The sequence below is a fragment of the Ancylobacter novellus DSM 506 genome (assembly GCF_000092925.1).
GTDB lineage: Bacteria > Pseudomonadota > Alphaproteobacteria > Rhizobiales > Xanthobacteraceae > Ancylobacter > Ancylobacter novellus.
The window spans coordinates 617,778-639,723 of sequence record NC_014217.1 but is presented as its reverse complement, the minus strand read 5'-3'; the positions used below and the strand labels follow the sequence as shown (position 1 = coordinate 639,723).

Annotated in this window: 21 protein-coding genes; 4 read left to right on the top strand and 17 right to left on the bottom strand. The window is 68.1% G+C overall.

The genetic code is table 11. From position 1 onward, the window contains the following. Window positions 1-39: 39 nt before the first annotated feature. Window positions 40-801, bottom strand: coding sequence for a recombinase family protein (locus tag SNOV_RS03055; RefSeq protein WP_335328977.1), 762 nt, complete (start codon window positions 799-801; stop codon window positions 40-42). Window positions 802-907: 106 nt separating this feature from the next. Between SNOV_RS03055 and SNOV_RS03050 the strand changes: the two genes are divergently transcribed. Next, on the top strand, window positions 908-1,750 hold the full coding sequence (locus SNOV_RS03050; protein WP_144295931.1) for a hypothetical protein: 843 nt from the start codon (window positions 908-910) through the stop codon (window positions 1,748-1,750). 277 nt (window positions 1,751-2,027) lie between these two features. Then, window positions 2,028-2,468, top strand: coding sequence for a YqaA family protein (locus SNOV_RS03045; protein WP_041782770.1), 441 nt, complete (start codon window positions 2,028-2,030; stop codon window positions 2,466-2,468). A gap of 13 nt (window positions 2,469-2,481) precedes the next feature. On the opposite strand, the gene SNOV_RS03040 is transcribed toward SNOV_RS03045, so the two are convergent. After that, complete coding sequence (locus tag SNOV_RS03040; protein ID WP_013165440.1) at window positions 2,482-3,144, bottom strand: methyltransferase family protein; 663 nt, start codon at window positions 3,142-3,144, stop codon at window positions 2,482-2,484. Between the two features lie 145 nt (window positions 3,145-3,289). On the opposite strand from SNOV_RS03040, the gene SNOV_RS03035 reads away from it, so the two are divergent. Continuing rightward, window positions 3,290-4,141, top strand: a complete 852-nt coding sequence (locus tag SNOV_RS03035; protein WP_013165439.1) for a LytTR family DNA-binding domain-containing protein — start codon at window positions 3,290-3,292, stop codon at window positions 4,139-4,141. A 219-nt stretch (window positions 4,142-4,360) separates the two neighbouring features. Here the strand turns inward: SNOV_RS03035 and SNOV_RS03030 are convergent, their stop codons facing one another. Next, window positions 4,361-6,205, bottom strand: a complete 1,845-nt coding sequence (locus SNOV_RS03030) for an AsmA family protein (protein WP_013165438.1) — start codon at window positions 6,203-6,205, stop codon at window positions 4,361-4,363. Window positions 6,206-6,429: 224 nt separating this feature from the next. Between SNOV_RS03030 and SNOV_RS03025 the strand changes: the two genes are divergently transcribed. Then, entirely contained in the window at window positions 6,430-8,397 is a 1,968-nt protein-coding gene (locus SNOV_RS03025; protein ID WP_013165437.1) for an acetoacetate--CoA ligase, read from the top strand. Between the two features lie 138 nt (window positions 8,398-8,535). On the opposite strand, the gene SNOV_RS03020 is transcribed toward SNOV_RS03025, so the two are convergent. The 14 genes from SNOV_RS03020 to ctaD all read right to left on the bottom strand — a co-directional run bounded on the left by SNOV_RS03020 (window position 8,536) and on the right by ctaD (window position 21,945). Next, entirely contained in the window at window positions 8,536-10,200 is a 1,665-nt protein-coding gene (locus tag SNOV_RS03020) for an ABC transporter permease (RefSeq protein WP_013165436.1), read from the bottom strand. 73 nt (window positions 10,201-10,273) lie between these two features. Continuing rightward, on the bottom strand, window positions 10,274-11,323 hold the full coding sequence (locus tag SNOV_RS03015; protein ID WP_013165435.1) for an extracellular solute-binding protein: 1,050 nt from the start codon (window positions 11,321-11,323) through the stop codon (window positions 10,274-10,276). Between the two features lie 268 nt (window positions 11,324-11,591). Next, a complete protein-coding gene (bfr, locus tag SNOV_RS03010; protein WP_013165434.1) occupies window positions 11,592-12,071 on the bottom strand; it encodes a bacterioferritin in 480 nt (159 codons plus the stop codon). A gap of 298 nt (window positions 12,072-12,369) precedes the next feature. Continuing rightward, window positions 12,370-12,600 (bottom strand): (2Fe-2S)-binding protein, encoded by a 231-nt coding sequence (locus tag SNOV_RS03005; protein WP_013165433.1) that lies wholly within the window; start codon window positions 12,598-12,600, stop codon window positions 12,370-12,372. 167 nt (window positions 12,601-12,767) lie between these two features. Beyond that, a complete protein-coding gene (locus tag SNOV_RS03000) occupies window positions 12,768-13,424 on the bottom strand; it encodes a GNAT family N-acetyltransferase (protein WP_013165432.1) in 657 nt (218 codons plus the stop codon). Window positions 13,425-13,444: 20 nt separating this feature from the next. Next, on the bottom strand, window positions 13,445-14,731 hold the full coding sequence (locus SNOV_RS02995) for a M16 family metallopeptidase (RefSeq protein WP_013165431.1): 1,287 nt from the start codon (window positions 14,729-14,731) through the stop codon (window positions 13,445-13,447). Beyond that, a complete protein-coding gene (gene thrC / locus SNOV_RS02990; RefSeq protein ID WP_013165430.1) occupies window positions 14,728-16,137 on the bottom strand; it encodes a threonine synthase in 1,410 nt (469 codons plus the stop codon). The genes SNOV_RS02995 and thrC overlap by 4 nt, the downstream gene beginning before the upstream one ends. A gap of 132 nt (window positions 16,138-16,269) precedes the next feature. Next, window positions 16,270-17,016 (bottom strand): SURF1 family protein, encoded by a 747-nt coding sequence (locus tag SNOV_RS02985; protein WP_013165429.1) that lies wholly within the window; start codon window positions 17,014-17,016, stop codon window positions 16,270-16,272. Further along, a complete protein-coding gene (locus tag SNOV_RS02980) occupies window positions 17,013-17,399 on the bottom strand; it encodes a DUF983 domain-containing protein (protein ID WP_013165428.1) in 387 nt (128 codons plus the stop codon). Before SNOV_RS02980 ends, SNOV_RS02985 begins: the two co-directional genes overlap by 4 nt. Window positions 17,400-17,517: 118 nt before the next feature. Beyond that, complete coding sequence (locus SNOV_RS02975; protein ID WP_013165427.1) at window positions 17,518-18,354, bottom strand: cytochrome c oxidase subunit 3; 837 nt, start codon at window positions 18,352-18,354, stop codon at window positions 17,518-17,520. Between the two features lie 73 nt (window positions 18,355-18,427). Further along, the gene (locus SNOV_RS02970) at window positions 18,428-19,054 is read right to left on the bottom strand and encodes a cytochrome c oxidase assembly protein (protein ID WP_013165426.1); all 627 of its coding nucleotides are present in this window, start codon (window positions 19,052-19,054) and stop codon (window positions 18,428-18,430) included. Between the two features lie 7 nt (window positions 19,055-19,061). Further along, window positions 19,062-19,244, bottom strand: a complete 183-nt coding sequence (locus SNOV_RS02965) for a hypothetical protein (protein WP_013165425.1) — start codon at window positions 19,242-19,244, stop codon at window positions 19,062-19,064. Window positions 19,245-19,266: 22 nt separating this feature from the next. Then, the gene (locus SNOV_RS02960; RefSeq protein WP_013165424.1) at window positions 19,267-20,202 is read right to left on the bottom strand and encodes a heme o synthase; all 936 of its coding nucleotides are present in this window, start codon (window positions 20,200-20,202) and stop codon (window positions 19,267-19,269) included. A 150-nt stretch (window positions 20,203-20,352) separates the two neighbouring features. Continuing rightward, window positions 20,353-21,945: a cytochrome c oxidase subunit I gene (gene ctaD, locus SNOV_RS02955; protein WP_013165423.1), complete on the bottom strand. Its 1,593-nt coding sequence runs from the start codon at window positions 21,943-21,945 to the stop codon at window positions 20,353-20,355. Window position 21,946: the final 1 nt, after the last annotated feature.

Sequence of the window (21,946 nt, the reverse complement as noted above, 5' to 3'; positions counted from 1 at the left end):
CCCAAGTGACACGAGGAGAGCTGCGAGGCTAGCCTTCCGTCACGCGACCGGCAATGCGGTATCCTGTGCGGTCCCCGGCGCCGTCTCTAGCGCCCGATACACGCTTGCTCGGCCAATGCCGAGAGCCTTGGCTATCTCCGTCACGGTCTTGCCCTCGGCATGCAGGCGCCGTGCGTCATCCGCCTTCAGCCGCGCCGAAGGCTTGCGGCCGGTGTAGCGGCCTTCGGCTTTGGCCTTGGCGATGCCCTCCTTCTGGCGCTCCAGCATCATCTCGCGCTCGAACTGGGCAAACCCCGCGAAGATGTTGAGGATCAACCGCCCGGTGGCGCTGCGTGTGTCTACCATCTCGCCCCCGAGATTCAGCACCCGCAAGCTGACGCCCTTCATGTCGAGGTCGCGGACGATATCCCACAGGTGGATGGTGGAGCGCGCCAGCCGGTCAATCTTGGTGACGACCAGCGTGTCGCCCTCGCGCACGAAGTCCATCGCCCGCACCAGCTCCGCACGGCTGCCCACCGAAGACGCCTGCTCGCTGAACACCCGCCCGCACCCGGCTGCGCTAAGGTCCCGCTGCTGCGCTTCCAGCCCGGCCGCCTGCTCCGCCGTGGAGGTACGCGCATAGCCGACCAGCAGCGGCGCCGGGGGCGGCATGGGCGTGCCGTTGGGGCGAGGCTGGGGAGGCTCTTCGCCCGGCCGCATCCCGGCAAGGGCCGCCGCCTCGCGCTCCAGCCGCGCCCGCTGGCGTTCGAGCTTCTGCTGCTGCTTCAGCAGCCGTTCGAGCGGATCGACAATGCGCGCCATGCTCTGTCCTCGTGTCCAAAAGGTCAAGGCATGAGAGTCGAGCGCGCCCAAAATGTCAACACCCATCCTATTGGACGCACTTGGGCGCAGAAGCGGACGTGTCCGGATGGGCAAGGGCTATTGGACGGTTCATAGTGTTGCAGCGAGGGGCGCCGACATGACATGCATCGCCATCTGGTACGAGGCTTTCGACAAAGTCCTGTGGGCTGTAGGTGATACCCGGACGATCAATCACCTCAACGGGAGCCTTAGCGAAGCCTCAGCGAAGATATTTCCCCTAACCGTGAAGTGCTTTGTGCCGGGGACGAGTGGCTTCTTCGACAACCTACGCCTCAGCCGAACATTGGGGTTCGCCTTCGCGGGCAATACTTTCTCCGCGCTGCAAACGTACTCGGCGCTCAACGCAGCTCTACAACACATGATAGGGCTACCGGACCTCCCGCTCCCTTCCATGGCGGATGTAGCAATGCTTGCTCAGCGCCTTGGCACCCGCTACTTCGTTGAAACCTTGCGTCCCTTTGAGATGGCCGTCTTTGGGTGCTGTCCCGCCAGTAATACCCTCCAAGTCTTTCACCTAGAGTGGGACGCATCTCGGTTGATGTTCGACCTGCGAAGCCTCCCCGAAACGACCAGTGCCTCGCCCCTCCTGCTTGGCAGCCACAAGCCTGAAATTGCAGAAGCTATTGCCGAGCTGGACGCGAAGGCGGAGCACGCTCTGCGGCGCACCCCTTCAAGGGTACTGGCCAGCATTATCCGCGAAGGACGCTTTCCTGACGTCGGAGGGACGCTGCAAATCGGCACCACGCGCGGGCGGGAATTCGGTCTCATGAGCTACATGCAACCGAGTGGTAACGGTCCTCAGTGCGCGATGGTATTCCTCGGACTGGATGTCGAGACGGATTTGGGCCAAGTCGGCGCTTTCAAAGTGGCGCCGATGGGTACTATCTGAGAATTTGTCCACCGGCACGGGGGAAACGCTCATGGTTCTTGATTTCAGATGCGCGCTCACATTACTGCCGGAAAATATCGCGACCTCGCCTTGACGGCCCCAATCCTCTGGTCCAGTGTGACCATCAGCGGCTGAATAAAACTCTTGAATATCAATAATCTAGCTTCTTATCCGGCGAGCACCTTCCCCTCGACGCGCGTGCTGGCGGAGTGAGCGTCTCCGCCTCCCCGGCGCGGTGAAGCGGCCCCGTCATGCGCCCTTATCGATGATCGATACGATGCTTGTGGACGTGGCCGCCTATGCGGGTCTGTTCGTGACGGCGCTCGCCGCGGCGACGATCCTTCCGATGCAGTCGGAAGCGGCGCTCGTGGCGCTCCTGCTCACCGGCGCCTATCCGCCCTGGGCGCTCATAGCGGTGGCGAGCCTTGGCAACGTGCTCGGGTCGGTCATCAACTGGCTGCTGGGCCGCGGCATCGAGCGCTTCAGGAACCATCGCTGGTTTCCCGCCAATGCCCGCGCGCTGGAGCGCGCGCAGGGCTGGTATCGCCGCTATGGGAAATGGTCCCTGCTGTTGAGCTGGATGCCCATCATCGGCGACCCGCTCACCGTCGTCGCCGGCGTCCTGCGCGAGCCCTTCGGGATGTTCCTGGCGCTGGTCACGCTGGCGAAGGTCGGGCGCTACGTCGTCCTCGCCCTGCTGGTGTCCGGCGGGGGCTGAAAGGTCCGGCGCCTCAGAACAGCGGGAGCAGCCGCGGCAGCAGGCCGGCGGCCTTGGCGTAGCCGGCGAGCTCGGCGATCGGCAGCAGCAGCAGGAACAGCAGGCTGTCGCGCAAGGCGCGGCCGAGGGCGGACGGGCGGAAGCTCGGCTCCGTCGCATCCGCGTAGCCTGTGACGCGCGGCCAGAGCAGCGGGACACGCTCGGCATAATCGGCATAGGACGCCCCGAAACTGGCACCCAGCAGCTCGGCCTCGTCGCGCGCGGCGCGATCGAGCAGGAGCCAGGTCGCGCCGCCGAGGACGGTAGCGGCCACGAGGCTGCCGAAGACCAGCCCGGCGCCGACCGCGCCGAGGATCGAGAAGAAGTAGAGCGGGTTGCGCGAGAGCGAATACGGCCCCTTGGTGATGAGGCAGGCGTTCTTGCGCCCGCCAATGTAGAGCGTCGCCCACAGGCGCCCGAGCACGGCCGCTATGATCAGGCACTGGCCGGCGCTTTTCAGTACGGCTTCCATCAGGGAATCGCGGCCCCAGAGGCTGTCGGAGACGTAGAGGCCCCCGGCCGCCATGGCCGCGACGACGCCGATCAGGGCGATGCGCCGGCTCTGGTCGAGATAGGGCGCGGGCGGTGTGCGCAGGGCCGCGTGCGGGGCTTTTTCTTGGAAGGAGTGCAGTTTCACTGGTCAGCTCGGAAACACAACTGGACGGGCCTAGATATTCCGAGCCGTTCGTCGTCTTCCCCGCGCCGGAGAACCAGCACGGCTTCGTATTTGCGCCAGATTCTTCGCTACCGTGCCGTCAGGCATGGGCGGGGAGCTTTTCGCGATGCGCGAATTCGCGAACGGGATGCAGCAGGCGATGAGCGGGGCGATCAACGCTGCCTGGCTTCGGCATCGCTCGGGCGAGCTCTGCCTGGCACTGGCGCTTGCGCCCGTCTTCACCTGGGCGGAGCCGTTCGGCGTCGACGACGACCCCTTCCTGGCGCGGCTCGGCTTCTGGGGCGGCGTGCTGGCCTCGTGGTTCATCGTGACGGCGCTAACCGAGCCCTGGCTGGCACGCAGCGCGCTCTACAGGGATCTCGGCCCCAAGACCCGGCGCGCGGCGGTGATCGCGCTGGCAGCCCTGCCGATGATCCCCGTCACCGGGGCGGCCATCAATGCGCTGAACGGATGGGAGGCCTCCTTCGGCGAGGTCTCCGAGCTCTATTTCCAGATCATCATCGTCGGCTCGCTGGTCACCATGCTCGGGGACAAGCTGGTGCCCGTCCTCGTCCGGGACACGGCCCCCCGCGCGCTTCCCGTTACTGTCAGCGATCCTCCGTCCGCCGCCGCGGAGGATATACGGGCCGCCTCCCCGTCGGCCTGTCCGCTGATCGCGCGCCTGCCGACCGATCTGCGCGGCCCGGTCCTCTGCCTCGAGATGCAGGACCATTATGTGCGCGTGCATACCGGGCGCGGCGCGGCGCTGGTGCTGATGCGCCTGCGCGACGCGATCGCCGAGACGGCCCCGGTGGCGGGTCGGCAGGTGCACCGCTCCTGGTGGGTGGCTGATGAAGCGGTGGAGCGGTTCGAGCGGGCGGGCCGCGCCGGTTCGGTGCGGCTGAGGGACGGGCGGCGGGTGCCGGTGTCCCAGCGCTATCTGCAGGATGTCGAGCAGGCCTGGGGCACCGCGAGCTAGTCCGACCTTCAGGGTCCGGCTCGTAATTTCAGTTCGGCTCGACGACAGCCGCCCTCGTGGCCGGGCTTGACCCGAAGTCGGCATTTGCCGACTTCGGGCTCCCCAATGAGGAATTCGGGTAAGCCCGAGTTCCGGCCACCCAGTGGCCGGGTGCAGGCGGAAAGGCTGGGTCCCCGGATCAAGCCCGGGGATGAGGGAAAGTGAATTTACGAGCCGACTTCACGGCAACGGGCCGGCGACGCCCATCTTGTCGGGGCTGCCGAACAGCGGCCGGGCAGCGCCGGAGCGGCGGATCAGCGCCTGCGGGTCGGGCAGCACGATGGGCCGCTCCCAGTCGCCGCGCACGATGAAGGGCAGTTCGAAGGACGCCGGCGTGGCGACCGCCGCGTCCGGCTTGGTGCCCGCCTTCGGAGCTTCGGCAGGCGGGCCGACGAGCTGGGCGGTGCCGGCGAAATCGAGGTCGCGCGCGGCGATGGAAGTCTCGCCGGCGAGGCCGACGCGCAGCTTGGTGCTGGTGAGATCGACGCGGTCGAGCTTGGCGACGCCGTCCTCGATGCTGGCGTCGATGACGACGCTGTCATAGGGCGTGCGCCCGCCGCGCAGGTCGCCGGCGCCCGACAGCGGGCGCTTCTCCAGCCGCGCCAGGATACGCCCGACGTCGATGCCGACGAGGGCTCCCTGCTCGCCATTGAGCGTGAAGGCGCCGTTCAGATTGGCGACGATGTCCATGATGCTGGCGCCCGAGCCGCTCGCCGAGAGGCGGAAGGAGCCGTTCCCTTCCAGCCGCGGCATCCGGAACAGCTCGCCGAGCGCGCGCGCCAGCGCCACGTCGTCCGCCGACAGGTCGACGCGCACATCCGCTCCCGCGGCCTTGTCGAGCGGCGAGACGTGCAGCGCGGCGCGGAAGATGCCGCCCCAGGCCTCGGCCTCGCCGATGGTGAGGGAGAGCTTGCCGCCCTTCAGCGTCGCGCTCGCCGCCATGCGCTGGAGTTCCGCGTCGCCCGCGCGCACCTGCTGGGCGGAGAGCCGCAGGTCCACGTCGAGCGCGCGCGTGCGGTGCAGGTCGATGTCCTCGCTGTTCCAGCTACCGCCCTGCCCGCCGGAAAGCGCGAGCTGGCCATAGGGCGAGAGGTCGAGCTGCTCGCTCGCCAGCGAGCCCTGCACGATGGCGCGGCCGCCGTCGAAACGCAGGTTGAAGCCGCCGACGCCGGCATTGCCGTCGAGCTCGACGCGCGCCTCGCCCAGCACCACGCCCTGCGCGGAGAGCTGCGCGCTGCCGTTGAGGGCGAAGGCGCCGAAGCCGCGCTCAGTCGGCGCGTCGAAATCGAGCCATTCCAGAGCGTCGCGGAGCTGGCGCGAGGCCACGGCGAGCGTGCCGGTCACTACCGGCCCGCCGGCGAGCCGAGCGCCGCCCTGGAAGGAGAGCTCCGCCGGCGTGCCGGATACCGCGAGCTTCAGGCTACCGATGCCGCCGGAAGCGAGGGCCGAGAGGCCGGAGAGGTTGAGGTCGATGTCCAGCGGCTCGCCGCGCCAGGTCGCCCGGCCCTTGGCGGTCACGTCGCGGCCGCCACGCCAGCCGATGCGCATGTCGGCCTGCGGGATCAGCATCTCGCCGCCATTGCCGCGCGCGATCTTCACGCTGCCGTCGGTGACATAGAGATCGGCGTCGGATTCGGCAGTGCCGAGACCGGTGATCAGCGCGCCGAGCGCCTTGGTGCTGTCGCCCGGATCGGCGAGGGTGAGGTCGGCGTCGGTGAGCTCAATATAGTCCGGGCTCGCGCGCCCGGTCAGCAGCGGCAGCAGGTCGAGCACGATGCGCGCCTCGCCCACTTCGAGCCGCGCCCGCGGGTCGTCGATAGCCAGCCCATCCACCTCGATAGCCGGCCAAGGGAACACGGAGAAGGACACGTCGCCGGTAATGGCGGGCTGCCGGCCGATCGCGGCCTGCACCATGGTCTCCACCTCGTGCCGCAGCCTCTCCTGCGTCGCGAGCCGGGACGCGACGACGCCGGCGGCCAGCGCCGCCACGATGGGCAGGAGAAGGATCGGAACGAGTTTCTTCATCTAGGTTCGACGTGCCCCCGGCCCTCGCTACAGCATCGGGACGAAGCCGCGCAAGGTCAGGCCGCGTGGACGGCACTGATCCGTTTCAAAGCGGCTGGAACATCTGAGGCTTCTGTGTCTGTTTGATGGCCTGACAGGAAGCGAGCCGGGCGCTATGACTCAGCCAAACGGCCGAGCCGCCGGTGTGCCGGTCCGGGATAATGCAAGACGCAAGGGAGGCGAGGATGGGTGCGACGGACGGGGAACCTTTGTGGATTCCTTCCCCCGAGAGGGTTGCCCACACGGCCGTCGCGGCGCTCGTCAAGACGGTGAACGCCCGGCACGGCACGGCGCTCGCCGACTATCGCGACCTGCATCGCTGGTCGATCGAGCATCCCGGCGCCTTCTGGCAGGAAGTGTGGGAGCTCGGCGAGGTGATCGGCGAGCGTAGCGGCCCGGCGCTGGTCGACGGGAATCGGATGCCCGGCGCGACGTTCTTCCCGCAGGCGAGGCTGAACTACGCCGAGAACCTGCTGCGCCCGCGCGATCCCGCCAGCATCGCGCTCATTTTCCGCGGCGAGGACAAGGTCGAGCGGCAGGTGAGCTTCGGCGAACTGACCGAGCTCGTTTCCCGCCTGCAGCAGGCGCTGCGCGCGGCCGGCGTCGGCGTCGGCGACCGGGTGGCGGCGACCATGCCGAACATGCCCGAGACCATCGCCGTCATGCTGGCGACCACCTCGCTCGGGGCGATCTTCTCCTCCTGCTCGCCCGATTTCGGCGAGCGCGGCATCCTCGACCGCTTCGGCCAGATCGAGCCCAAGGTCTACGTCGCCTGCGACGGCTATTGGTACAATGGCAAGCGCGTCTCGATCGGCGACAAGCTCAGAAACGTCGTGCCGCACATGCCGAGCCTCGCGCGCACGGTGATCGTGCCCTATCTCGGCGAGGCCGAGGAGGTGGCGGCCGGCCTGCCGAACGGCGTCTCGCTCGACGGCTTCACCGCCGGCCTCAAACCGGCGCCGCTCGCTTTCGAGCGGCTGCCCTTCAACCATCCGGCCTTCATCCTGTTCTCCTCCGGCACCACCGGCGTGCCGAAATGCATCGTGCATGGCGCCGGCGGCACGCTGCTCCAGCACATCAAGGAGCACCGGCTGCAATGCGACCTGAAGCCGGGCGAGCGGCTGTTCTACTTCACCACCTGCGGCTGGATGATGTGGAACTGGCTGGTCACCGGCCTCGCCAGCAACCTTACGCTCTGCCTGTTCGACGGCTCGCCCTTCGCGCCATCGCCCGACGTGCTGTGGGACTATGCCGAAGCCGAGCGCTTCGCCCTGTTCGGCACCTCGGCGAAGTACATCGATTCGCTGCGCAAGGAGGGCGTGCGGCCGGGCGAGGCACATGACCTCTCGACGCTGAAGGCGATGACCTCGACCGGCTCGCCGCTGGCGCCGGCGGACTTCGCCTATGTCTACGAGGCGATCAAGCAGGACCTCCACCTCGCCTCCATCTCCGGCGGCACCGACATCGTCTCGTGCTTCGTGCTGGGCGATCCGACCGCGCCGGTCTGGCGCGGCGAGATCCAGGCGCCGGGGCTCGGCATGGCGGTGGAGGTGTGGTCGGACGAGGGCAGGCAGGTGTTCGGCGAGCGCGGCGAGCTGGTCTGCACCCGCCCCTTCCCCTGCATGCCGGTGATGTTCTGGAACGACCCGGAGGGTGCCAAGTACCGCGCCGCCTATTTCGAGCGCTTCCCGAATGTGTGGTGCCACGGCGACTTCGCCGAATGGACCGAGCATGGCGGCATCATCATCCACGGCCGCTCCGACGCGACGCTGAACCCGCAGGGGGTGCGCATCGGCACCGCCGAGATCTACGCCCAGGCCGAGCAGGTGCCGGAGATCGTCGAGGCCATCGCCATCGGCCAGGACTGGGACAACGACGTTCGGGTGGTGCTGTTCGTGCGGCTGAAGGAGGGCGTCGGCCTCGACGAGGCGTTGGAGAAGCGCATCAGGACGCAGATCCGCACCGGGGCGAGCCCGCGCCATGTGCCGGCCAAGATCGTCGCCGTGGCCGACATACCGCGCACGCGCTCGGGCAAGATCACCGAGCTCGCCGTGCGCGACGTCGTGCATGGCCGCCCGGTTAAGAACACCGAGGCGCTGGCCAACCCGGAAGCGCTGGAGCTCTACCGCGACCTGCCGCAGCTGGCGGTGTGAGAACGAGTCTCCACATTCCGCCGTCATCCCGGCCGAAGGCGAAGCCGTAGAGCCGGGATCGCTCTCCATTCGGCATGCGATCCCGGATCGGCCTGCGGCCGTCCGGGATGACGGAGAATGGAGCCGCTTGCCTCGAACTCAGTCGTGCTGCGGCCGGCTCAGCCGCGCCAGAAGGATGACCGGGGCGAGGCCAACCAGGACGATCAGCAATGCCGCCAGCGCGCCGTCCTCATAGGTGCCGCGCGCGGCCTCGGCATAGACGTGGCTCGCCAGCGTCTCGAAATTGAGCGGGCGCAGCATCAGCGTCGCCGGCAACTCCTTCATGCAGTCGACGAAGACCAGGAGTGCCGCCGCCCCGAGCGCGGGCCGCAGCAGCGGCAGGTGGATGCGCCTGATCACCCCGCCCGGCTTCTCGCCGAGGCTGCGCGCGGCCATGTCGAGCGAGGGGCCGATCTTGCCGTAGCCGGCTTCCAGCCCGCCGACCGGGATGGCGAGGAAGCGGATGACATAGGCGATGATCAGCGCCGCGCCGGAGCCCGACAGCAGCAGCCCGGTGGAGATGCCGGTGAGCTGCTGGCTGACATGCGAGACCATGTTGTCGAAGCCGGCGAGCGGCACCAGGAGGCCGACCGCCAGCACCGTGCCCGGCACGGCATAGCCGAGGCCGGCGAGGCGCAAGGCGAGGCCGGAGCGCAGCGCGCCGGTACGCAGCGTCACCACGACGAGGAAGCCGCAGGCGAGCGCCAGCGCCGTGCCGATGGCGGCGAACAGCGCGGTGTTCGCCGTCTCGACGAGGATAGTCTGCGGGATGCCGTGGAACTGAAGCCGCTTCCAGGCCGCCAAAGCGAGGTGGCCGGCCGGCATGAGGAAGCCGAGCAGCACCGGGACGAAGCAGGCCAGCAGCGCGAGCGCCCCCTGCCCGGCTGAGAGCGGGCGGCGCACCGGCGCATGCGAGCGCCCGCCTATGTTGGCGACACGCAGGTGCCGCCGGCCCCAGCGCTCCAGCAGCACGAGGCCGACCATCAGCGCCAGCATGAAGAGGGCGATCTGCGCCGCGCCGGGCAGGCTCGAGCGGTTGAGCCAAGTCGAATAGATCGACAGGGTGAGCGTCTGCACGCCGAGGAATTCGGAGGCGCCGATGTCGTTCACCGTCTCCATCAGCGCCAGCGTCACGCCCACCGCGATGGCGGGGCGGGCGAGCGGCAAAGCGATGCGGAAGAAGGCTTCCGTCGCGCCGACGCCAAGCGTGCGCGCCGCATCCAGCACCGAGGCGGTCTGCACCAGGAAGGCGGAGCGGGCGACGAGATAGACGTAGGGGTAGAGCACCAGCCCGAGGAGGAGGATGCAACCGGGCAGCGAGCGCACCTCCGGCAGCCAGAGGTCGCGCGGCGCGAGGCCGAAGGTGGTGCGGATCAGCGTCGGGATGGGGCCGAGCGGATGCACCGCGTCGACATAGACGAAGGCCTGGATGTAGGTCGGGATGGCGAGGGGTAGCAGCAGCGCCCATTCGAACACCGCCCGTCCGGGGAAGCGGCACACCGCCACCAGCCACGCCGTGCCGGTGCCGATCACCCCGGCGACGACGCCGACGCCGAGGACGAGCAGCGCCGTCTCGATCAGCGCGTGCGGGATGACGTTGGCGATCAGATGCGGCCAGAGATCGCCCGAGCCGTTCAGCGCCGCCCAGACGAGCGCGATGAGCGGCAGCAGCACCAGAAGCACGACCGCCCCCGTCGCCGCCCGCAGCAGCGGGTGGCCGGGGGCGCGCGGGGGCGCGGAACGGTCGCTAACAGTCAACGTCATGTCGCGGAACGTGCCGGGGCGGAAGCCGCTCCGGACGGAGGCGGACCGGGCGGCGCGAGGCCGCCCGTACCGCTCAGTTGTCGAAGCCGACCTTGTCGGCGAGGTTGGCCGCCGCCTTGCGCGCCTTGGCCACCGCGACGAGGTCGACATTGTCGACCTTGAGCGGGCCGAAAGCGGCGATGATCGGGTCGACCGGCGCCTCGGGCACCACCGGATATTCGTAATTGCCCTTGGCGTAGAGGTCCTGCGCTTCGGGCGAGACGAGATATTCCAGCAGCTTGACGGCGTTGCCCTTATTCGGCGCGTTCTTGGCGACGGTGGCGCCGGAGATGTTCACATGCGTGCCGCCGCCCTGGAAGGTGGGCAGCACGACGTTGATCGCCTTGGCCCATTCCTCCTGCTCGGGGCCGCCCTTGCCGGAGCGCATCAGGCCCACATAGTAGGAATTGGCGAGGCCGAGGTCGCAGATGTCGCCGAGGATATCGCGCGCCACTTCGCGGTCGCCACCGGCGGCCTTGCGGGCGAGGTTGGCCTTCACGCCCTTCAGCCATTCCTCCGCCTTCGCCTCGCCGTGATGGACGATGTAGGCGGCGATCAGCGCGGTGTTGTAGGGGTGCTTGCCGGAGCGGATGCAGACCTCGCCCTTGTACTTAGGATCGGCGAAGTCCTCATAGGTGATGGCGTCGAGCTTCACCCGGTCCTTGGAGAGATAGGCGACGCGGGCGCGCGCCGAGAGCGCGTACCACGAGCCGTCCGGGGCGCGCAGATTGGCGGGGATCGCCTTCTCCAGCACGTCCGACTTCACCGGCTGGGTGACGCCCTGGTCGACGAGGTCGAGCAGCGAGCCGATGTCGACGGTCATCAGCACGTCGGCGGGCGAGCCCTCGCCCTCGGCCTTCACGCGCTCGGCGAGGCCGTCCTTGACGAAGACGCTGTTGACCTTGACGCCGGTCTTCGCGGTGAAAGCGTCGAAGAGCGGCTTGGCGAGGCCCGGCTCGCGGGTGGTGTAGATGTTCACCACTTCCTCGGCCGAGGCGCCGAGCGGCGCGAGGGCCAGGCCGGCGGCGAGCGAGCCGGCGACGGCGAGGCGGCGGGCAAGGGAATTGGCGGCGGTCCTGACCATTCTCGTCTCCTGCGTGCAGCACCCGCCGGCCATGCCGATCACGGGTTGACGGTAGGTTCGCTGGAGGCGGTAGCCGAGCGCCGGCCGAGGGTCAAAGAAAAACTACGTTAGTTCAATAAGTTAGAATAAGTCTAATGCAAATCTAGCGAGCGCCGCCAGCGAAAAGCCGCGCGGACGCAGCGGCATGTGCCGCGTTGCGACCGGGAGCGCAACGAAAAAAGGCCGGTCTCGCGACCGACCTTTTATGGCTTCCCGAACGGGGCAGCACTCAGTCGTCGAGATCGCCGATATGGTGCTGGGCGTAGAGCTGCAGGCCGAGCTTGTCGATCAGGTCGAGCTGGGTCTCGAGGAAGTCGATATGGCCTTCCTCGTCCGCCATCAGCGCCTTGAACAGGTCGCGGCTCGGATAGTCCTGCACCGTCTCGCAATAGGTGGCGGCCTCCTGGTAGAGCGCGCGGGCCTCGACCTCGGCGGCGAGGTCGCACTCCACCACTTCCTTCACGTCCTGGCCGATGCGCAACGGGTCGAGCACCTGCAGGTTGGGGAAGCCGTCGAGGAAGAGGATGCGGTCGATGAAGCGATCCGCGTGGTGCATCTCCTCGATCGATTCCGCGCGCCACTTGGCGGCGAGCTTCTTGTAACCCCAGTTGTCGAGCATGCGGTAATGCAGCCAGTACTGGTTGATTGCGGTGAGCTCCGAGCGGACGCCGCGGTTGAGATATTCGATGACCTTGGGATCGCCCTTCATGGCTGCGGCCTCTCCTGTTCGCGATGAGCCGCCATTGTTTAGAATAGTTCCAATAATGGCGCAAGGCGCAAAGCGACGCCGGCGCGAGAGCGCGGGCGGTTTCAACAGGGATGGCTGGTTGCACATCAGCGCCGCCCCGCTCGGATGAACCTCATCCTGAGGTGCAAGCGCAGCGAGCCTCGAAGGATGGTCGTCCGGGTGCGCCAAGGCGAGCATCCTTCGAGGCCGCCTTTGGCGGCACCTCAGGATGAGGGTGCGCTACATGTTCTCAGGGATGGGCGCCCAGTAGACCGCGCCCTCACTCCGCCGGCATGGCGTGGGCGGAGACCGGACATTCGCGGGCGCAGCCGCCGCAGGCGGAGGCGTTCACGTCGTCGATGAGCTTGCGGATGGTGCGGGCGCAGCGGCCGCACTGGGCCGAGCAGCCGAGGCAGCGATAGACCTGACCCGCCGTGCGCACGGCCTGCGTCTCCGTCACCGCGTTGCGGATCTGACGGTCGGACAGCACATTACACGAGCAGACGATCATCGGAAGGCAGAACCAAAGTGACGGGCCACTTAGAATTATTCTAAATTTAGCTCTCGTCTTCTCTTTTCGCCCTATTCCGCCAGGCCGTCAATCGGCAAAACCCGATCTATCGATCACGTGATCCGATCTAAGCAGTCTTACCTAAGCTATCTTTTATGAATTCCAGACTAGCCGTCTCCGTTCAACTCTTTTCCACTTTCGAACGGCACTAAACTAGGCGCGGCGATACCCGCCACCGGTGCGATGGGGTCGCTGCCGAGGCGGGCATAGAGCAGGTGGTCCTGCCAGACGCCGTTGATGCAGAGATATTCCCGGCCATAACCCTCGCGACGGAAGCCGGTGCGCTCCAAGAGCTTTATCGAGGGCTCGTTGTGCGGCAGGCAGGCCGCCTCGATGCGCCGCAGTCCCAGCGTGCCATGGGCGAAGGGCAGCAGCGCTCGCACCGCCGCGCTCATATAGCCCTTGCCGGCGTGGGGCGCGCCCATCCAGTAGCCCAGACTCGCCGTCTGGGTGACACCGCGCCGCACATTGGACAGCGACAGCCCGCCGAGCAGCGCCCGGTCGGTACGGCGGAAGACGAGGAAGGGATAGGCGCTGTCCTCGCGCACGTCGCGCGCATAGCGGCGCATGCGGCGGCGGAAGGAGCCGCGGGTGAGGTCATAGGGCGGCCAGATCGGCTCCCACGGCGTGAGGAAGCCGCGGCTTTCCTCGCGCAGGGACGCCCAGGCGGTGAAATCCGACATCTGCGGCATGCGCAGCACCACCCGCTCGCCTTCGATGAGCGACGGCGGCTCATGCCAGGAAACAGTGCGGAACAGGGCCATTAGGTGTGCCGTGAGGCGGGTTATGCTGCGGATAGACGTTCCGCGATGCGCGCCGCCGATTCAAGAGGCTTTGCAGGGCCGAGCGCCGCAAAGGTCGGCCGGCCGCGCGCGATCAGCGCCCTGCCCGCCGCCTTGGCGCCCTCCAGCGTCACCGCCTCGACCTTGGCGACGATCTCCTCCAGCGGGATCGGCCGGCCGAAGGCGAGCATCTGCCGGGCGAGCTGGTCGGCGCGCGCGCCGGAGCTCTCCAGCGCCGCCAACAGCCCTACCTTGGCCTGCGCCTTGGAGCGGGCGAGCTCGACCTCGGTCATGGTGTCGATGGCGCCGGCGATCTCATCCACTACCACGTCGACCAGCTCGTCGACGTCGCCGCCATCGGTGCCGGCATAGACGCCGAACAGGCCCGTGTCGGCATAGCCCCAGTGGAAGGAATAGACCGCGTAGCAGAGGCCGCGCGCCTCGCGCACCTCCTGGAACAGGCGCGAGGACATGCCCCCGCCCAGCACGTTGGTGAACACCTGCAGCGCGTGGAAGCCGGGATCGCGGTAGGACAGGCCCGGCAGGCCGATCAGGAGATGCGCCTGCTCAAGGTCACGCCCGCCGCCGATCTCGACGCCGCCCTGGTAATGCCCCGCCACCGGCGCCGGCTTGTCCTCGCGGCCGAAGCCGCCAAGGCGCCGGTCCACCTCGGCGACGATGGAATCGTGGTCGACCGCGCCGGCGGCGGCGACGATCAGCTTCGGCGCGCGGTAGTTGCGCGCGAGATAGGCGCGCAGCCGGTCCGGGCCGAAGGAGCGCACGCTCTGCGGCGTGCCGAGGATGGAGCGACCGATCGGCTGGCCGGGGAAGGCGCGCTCCTGGAACAGGTCGAAGACGAGATCGTCCGGCGTGTCGAGCGCGGCGCCGATCTCCTGCACGATGACATTGTGCTCGCGCGTCAGCTCCTCCGGATCGAAGGCCGGCTCGGCGAGGATGTCGGACAGCACGTCGATGGCGAGCGGCACGTCCTCGGCCAGCACGCGGGCATTGTAGGTGGTGTGCTCGACACTGGTGGCAGCGTTGATGTCACCGCCGACCGCCTCGATCTCCTCGGCGATGGCGCGGGCGGAGCGGCGCTTCGTGCCCTTGAACGCCATGTGCTCGAGAAGGTGCGAGATGCCGTGCTCGTCCGGCTCCTCGTCGCGCGAGCCGGCGCCGGCCCAGATGCCGAGCGAGGCGGTGGCGAGGTGGGGCATCGCGTCGGTGACGACGGTGACACCGGAGTCGAGCTTGGTGATGCGCGGGCCTGCCGGCGTATCGGCACTCACAGGGCGGGCTCCGCGGCGCGGGCGTGGCGGGAGATATAGGCCTCGATGGCGGCGATGTCGTTGGGCAGGGTCGGCGTGCGCTCCTCACGCTCCATCAGATCGGCGAGGTGCGGCGGCAGCGCCGGACGCTCGCCGCAGGCGCGCTCCACCGCGTCGGGGAACTTCGCCGGATGGGCGGTCGAGAGCACCACCTGCGGCACGCGCGGGTCGTGCTGGATGCGCTCGGCGACCGAGACGGCGACGGCCGAATGCGGGTCGAGCAGGTAGCTGGTCTCGCGGCGCACGCGGGCGATGGTCTCGGCGGTCTGCGCCTCGTCGGTGCGGCCGGCGTCGAAATCGGCGCGGATCGCCTCCAGCGCCCGGTTGGACGGCGAGAAGGCGCCGGACTGGTTCAATGCCGCCATCAGGCCCCGCAGCGCGCCGGCGTCGCGGTCCAGCGCCTCGAACAGCACGCGCTCGAAATTCGACGAGACCTGGATGTCCATCGACGGCGAGGAGGACGGCACCACGCCGGTCACCTCGTAGCGGCCGGAGGCCAGCGTGCGGGCGAGGATGTCGTTGACATTGGTAGCGATCACCAGCCGGTCGACGGTGAGGCCCATGCGCTTGGCGACGAAGCCGGCGAGCACGTCGCCGAAATTGCCGGTCGGCACCACGAAGGAGACCGGCCGATGCGGCGCGCCGAGCGCGGCGCCGGCGACGAAATAGTAGACGACCTGCGCGACGATGCGCGCCCAGTTGATCGAGTTCACGCCGGCGAGGCGCAGCCGGTCGCGGAAGGCGTGATGGTTGAACATCCCCTTCACATGCGCCTGGCAGTCGTCGAAGGTGCCCTCGACGGCGATGGCGTGGACATTGGCGTCCGGCACCGTCGTCATCTGCCGGCGCTGCACCTCGGAGACGCGGCCGGCGGGATAGAGGATGAACACGTCGGTGCGGGCGCGTCCGCGGAACGCCTCGATGGCGGCGCTGCCCGTATCGCCGGAGGTGGCGCCGACTATTGTGGCGCGCTGATCGCGCTGGGTCAGCACATGATCCATCATGCGCCCGAGCAGCTGCATCGCCACGTCCTTGAAGGCGAGCGTCGGACCGTGGAACAGCTCCAGCACGAAGCGGTTGGGGGCGATCTGCACCAGCGGCGTCGTCGCCGGGTGGCGGAAGCTCGCATAGGCCTCGTCGAGCATCGGGCGCAGCACCTCCGGGGTGAACACCTCGTCGACGAAGGGCGTGATCACCTTGCACGCTGCCTCGGCATAGGGCCGGCCGGCGAGGCGCGCTATGTCGGCCGGCGCGAGCGCCGGGAAGGTCTCGGGCACATAGAGGCCGCCGTCGCGCGCAAGGCCGGCGAGCAGCGCGTCGGAGAAGGCGAGCACGGGGGCTTCGCCGCGGGTCGAGATGTAGCGCACGCGCGCCTCCGGCTTAAGAAATCGGCGGCAAACTAGTGGCGGGGGCGGGCGGAGGCAAGCAAGCGATGGCGGCGGACGACCATGGGTGCCAGCAAGCCGGCGAAAAAGGTAGCGAGAGGTAGCGACCTCCCCTCACCCGCGCCGCAGGCGGCTCCAGGCATAGGCGGCGAAGACGCCGAGCAGCGTGGCGGCGAGGCCGAACCAGGTCAGCGCATATTCGAGGTGGCGGTTGGGGAAGGCGATACGGGTCAGCCCGCCGCGCGGCAAGCCGCCGGGATTGGGCGTCGCGTCGGCGTCGATGAGGAAAGGCGCGACGCGCACCAGCCCCTTGGCGCTCGCGATCGCCTCGGGATCGCGCACGAACCAGCTGTCCTTCGCCGGATCGTTGGCAGGCGTGAACAGCACCGCCTCTTCCGGCAGGCGCAGCAGGCCGGTGATGGTGACAAGACCGTCGACCTGCCCTTCCGCGCGCGTCGCGGGCGAGCGGCGGTCGGTCGGCACGAAGCCGCGATTGACCAGGATGGTGGAGCCGTCCGCCGTCACCAGCGGCGTGATCACCCAGTAGCCCGGCCCGCCCGAGCCGTCCGGCGCCGTGTCGATCAGCGCATAGACCTGTACTTCGAGGTCGTGGCGCAGGCGGCCCTGCACGCTCACCCGGCGATATTCATCGCGATCGTAGTTGATTTCCGGCCAGTCGGCCTCGGCGGGCGGGTCCACCGGCTCGCGATGGATGCGGGCCTCCACCTTGGCGATGAGGCCCTCTTTCCAGGCAAGGCGCTCGAGCTGCCACACGCCCAGCCCGACCAGCACGCCGAAGGCGGCGAGGACGACCAGCGCGACGGGCAGCAGCTTGCGCGCGGAGCGGCCGGAAACGCTCACGCCTCACCCTTGTCCAGACGCCCCTCTTGCGCGCGCTTGGCGTATTGCAGGGCGATCAGCGTGGCTTTCAGCGGGCGCAGCAGGCCGAGGGTGGAGATCAGCACCAGCGGCGTCCACAGCAGGGCATGCACCCAGAGCGGCGGCTGCCAGGTCAGCTCGACCCACAGGGCGAGCCCAACCACCAGCGAGCCGGCGGCCAGGATGATGAACACGACGGGACCGTCGCCGGAATCGTCGAAGCTGTAGTCGAGCCCGCAGTTCTCGCAGGACGGCGCCACCTTGAGGAAGCCGCTGAACAGGCGCCCCCGCCCGCAGCGGGGGCAGCGGCAGGTCAATCCCGCCTGATAGGGCGAGACGCCGGTGTGGAAAGGCTGAAGGTCCATGATCGGCTTCTACTCCCGTTCCCCCGCGGTTGGAAATCCGCAATGCGCCCGATGGCCGGCCGCGAAACGAAAAGGGGCGGCTCGCGGCCGCCCCCGATCCCGAATGTCGTCCGCGTCGTCAGTGCGGCGCGCCCGAGCTGCCCCACACGTAGATGAAGGTGAAGAGGAACAGCCAGACCACGTCGACGAAGTGCCAGTACCAGGCCGCCGCCTCGAAGCCGAAGTGATGCGTCGGCGAGAAGTGGCCGGCATAGAGGCGGCCGAGGCAGACGGCGAGGAAGAGGGTGCCGACAATGACGTGGAAGCCGTGGAAGCCGGTCGCCATGAAGAAGGTCGCGCCGTAGATGTTGCCCGAGAAGGCGAACTCGGCGTGGCTGTACTCGTAGGCCTGCAGCATGGAGAACATCACGCCGAGGCCGACGGTGAGCCACAGGCCCCACTTGGCGCTGTCGCGGTCGCCATGCACCAGCGCGTGGTGCGCCCAGGTCAGCGTGGTGCCCGACGTCAGCAGGATCAGCGTGTTGAGCAGCGGCAGGTGCCACGGGTTGAACGTCTCGATGCCGTTCGGCGGCCAGTGACCGCCGGTGAACTCGGCGCGGGCATAGTTGATCGCCTCGCCGGGGAACAGCGCCGCGTCGAAGAAGGCCCAGAACCAGGCGACGAAGAACATCACCTCGGAGGCGATGAACAGGATCATGCCGTAGCGATAATGGAGCTGCACCACCGGCGTGTGCGCGTGCTGGTGCTCGGCCTCGCGGATGATGTCCCGCCACCACACGCACATGGTGTAGATGACGCCGATCAGGCCAACGATCATCACCAGGCTGGTGAGCTGGCCGTGCATCCAGAAGACGGCGCCGGCCGCGAGGACGAAGGCGAACACCGATACGACGGCCGGCCACGGGCTCGGGTCGACGATATGGTAGTCGTGGTGTCTGGCGTGGGCCTCGGCCATGGGTCGCGCTCTCCGTTCCGTCTACTTCTCTAGCGGGCCGGCGATGCGGCCGCAATGTGGCGTTCTGCCCGTTTCACAAAGGGGTCTTTCCGCCCTTCTCCGTGCCGACGGCCACCGGCGCCGCCTTCTGGAAGAAGGTGTAGGAAAGCGTGATCGTCTTGACGCCGGCCATCTCCGGATCCTCCGCGAAGGCGGGATCGACGAAGAACACGACGGGCATGTCCAGGGTCTCGCCCGGCTGCAGCGTCTGCTCGGTGAAGCAGAAGCACTGCGTCTTGGCGAAATGGTAGCCGGCCTGGGCCGGCGTCACATTGTAGGTGGCGCTCGCGGTGACGGGCCGGTCGCTGCGGTTGTGGGCGCGGTAGAAGGCCATCTTGGTCTCGCCGACGCGCACCGTGACCGAGCGCACTTCCGGCGCGAAGCTCCAGTCGAGGCCCGGCGCCACATTGGCGTCGAAGCGGATCTCGACCGTGCGTTCCAGCGGATGGGCCGGCACCTCGGTGGCGACCCTGGTCGCGCCGCCGAAGCCGGTGACCTGGCAGAACATCTGGTAGAGCGGCACGGCGGCGTAGGAGGCGCCGACCATGGCCGTGACGAAGGCGACGCAGCTGACCGCGACCAGCCGGTGGTTCCTGGTACGCGGCTGCGCGCGCGGGGTGGCGGGAGGCGTATCGGGGGACATGCCGGAATTTTCAGCCATCACTGCCTCACAGCGGCCGGACCAGCACGGCCGGGCCGAGCTTCACGATGGTCACCACGTAGAACAGCACGCACAGCGCGCCGAGCACGACCGCGATGGCGATGGAGCGCGCGCGCCGGCGACGCTTCTGCTCGTCGGTGAGCACAACGCCCTCGTCCTGCGGCTCCGGCTTCTTGTTCTCGTCCGGCATAGGTGTCCTCGCCAGCATGCGCTCAGAGCCCGAACCCGGCCGGCGCCACCGCCTCCACCAGGAGCACGGCGAAGAGCAGGAAGAGATAGAGGATGGAGAAGGCGAACAGGCGCTTGGCGGCCTGCTCGGCCGGGGCGCCCTCGCGGCGGCGATAGACCTGGACCGCGAGCAGCAGCATGAACGCGCCGGTGATGCCGGAGACGAGGCCGTAGCCGATCCCGGCCATGCCGAGGAAGAACGGCGACATGGCGAGCGGCACCAGGATCAGCGTGTAGAGCAGGATCTGGCGGCGGGTCTCGGCGGTGCCGGCGACGACCGGGAGCATGGGCACACCGGCGCGCTCGTAGTCGCCGGACTTGTAGAGCGCCAGCGCCCAGAAATGCGGCGGCGTCCAGAAGAAGATGATGAGGAAGAGCAGCACGCTCTCCAGCCCGATGCCGCCCGAGGCGGCAGCCCAGCCGACCATGGGCGGGAAGGCGCCGGCGGCGCCGCCGATGACGATGTTCTGCGGCGTCCAGCGCTTCAGCCACATCGTATAGATGACGACGTAGAAGAAGATGGTAAAGGCGAGCAGCGCGGCGGAGAGCTCGTTGACCAAGAGGCCGAGCACCAGCACCGAGCCGACGGCGAGCGTCATGCCGAAGGCGAGCGCCTCGCCAGGCGTCACGCGGCCAGCGGGAATCGGGCGGCGCTTGGTGCGGCTCATCACCGCGTCGATGTCGGCGTCCCACCACATGTTGAGCGCGCCGGAGGCGCCGGCGCCGATGGCGATGCACAGCAGCGCGGTGAAGGCGATGACCGGATGCACCTCGCCCGGCGCGCGCACGATGCCGACGAGCGCGGTGAAGATCACCAGCGACATGACCCTCGGCTTCAGAAGCGCGACATAGTCCGACACCGAGGCCTGGGACGGCCCGGTGCGGCTCAGCTCGTATTCGCGCGAGGCGACGTCGCTCATCACTTCACTCCGGCATCGCGCGACGGCAGGGCGTCCGGCGATGCGACTGCGGCGGGGGAGGACCGCGCCCGGGCGGCCCGTCCCTGGCCCTATCGTGCGACCGGCGCGACCTTCATCGCGCCGGATCTCGTTTTCAACGTTCCTGCCGGATCACTTGATCCGCGGCAGCACGTCGAAATGGTGGAAGGGCGGCGGCGAAGGCAGCGTCCATTCCAGCGTCGTGGCGCCCTCGCCCCACGGATTGGCGCCGGCCGGCACCTTGGCGGCGAACATCCGGTAGATGCCGAACAGGAACACCAGCACCGCGAAGCCCGAGATGTAGGAGCCGATCGAGGAGACGTAGTTCCAGCCGGCAAAGGCGTCCGGATAGTCGGCGTAGCGGCGCGGCATGCCGGCGAGGCCAAGGAAGTGCTGCGGGAAGAACACCAGGTTCACGCCGATGAAGGTGAGCCAGAAGTGAATCTTGCCGATGGTCTCGCTGTACATGTAGCCGAACATCTTCGGCGCCCAGTAGTACCAGCCCGCGAAGATGGCGAACACGGCGCCGAGCGACAGCACGTAGTGGAAGTGGGCCACCACGTAATAGGTGTCGTGCAGCGAGCGGTCGATGCCCGCATTGGAGAGCACGACGCCGGTCACGCCGCCGACGGTGAACAGGAAGATGAAGCCGATCGCCCACAGCATGGGCACGCGCATCGAGATCGACCCGCCCCACATGGTGGCGATCCACGAGAAGATCTTCACGCCCGTCGGCACCGCGATGATCATGGTCGCGGCGACGAAGTAGGCCTGCGTCGAGGAGGACAGGCCGACCGTGTACATGTGGTGCGCCCACACGACGAAGCCGACCACGCCGATCGCGACCATCGCATAGGCCATGCCGAGATAGCCGAACACGGGCTTGCGCGAGAAGGTCGAGACGATGTGCGAGACGATGCCGAAGCCGGGCAGGATGAGGATGTACACCTCGGGGTGGCCGAAGAACCAGAACAGGTGCTGGAACAGGATCGGGTCACCGCCGCCGGCCGGATCGAAGAAGGTCGTGCCGAAGTTGCGGTCGGTCAGCAGCATGGTGATGGCGCCCGCCAGGACCGGCAGCGACAGCAGCAGCAGGAAGGCGGTCACGAGCTGCGCCCAGGCGAACAGCGGCATCTTGTGCAGCGTCATGCCCGGGGCGCGCATGTTGAGGATCGTCGTGATCAGGTTGATCGCGCCGAGGATCGACGAGGCGCCCGCGATGTGCAGCGACAGGATCAGCAGGTCCATCGCCGGGCCGGGATGGCCGAGCTTGGAGGAGAGCGGGGGATAGATCGTCCAGCCGCCGCCGAAGCCGTCCGAGCCCGCCGCGCCCTCGACGAAGAGCGACAGGATCGCCAGCGAGAAGGAGGGGATGAGCAGCCAGAAGGCAACGTTGTTGATGCGCGGGAAGGCGGTGTCCGGCGCGCCGATCATCAGCGGCACGAAGTAGTTGCCGTAGCCGCCGATCATCGCCGGCATCACCATGAAGAAGATCATGATGAGGCCGTGCCCGGTGGTGAAGACGTTGAAGGTCTGCGGATCGGAGAAGATCTGCATGCCCGGTTCCATCAGCTCCATGCGAATGCCGATGGAGAGGATGCCGCCCACGATCCCCGCCACGATGGCGAAGATCAGGTACATCAGGCCGATGTCCTTGTTGTTGGTGGAGTAGACCCAGCGCTTCCAACCCGTCGGATCGCCCGCGTGACCGGCTGCATATGCCATA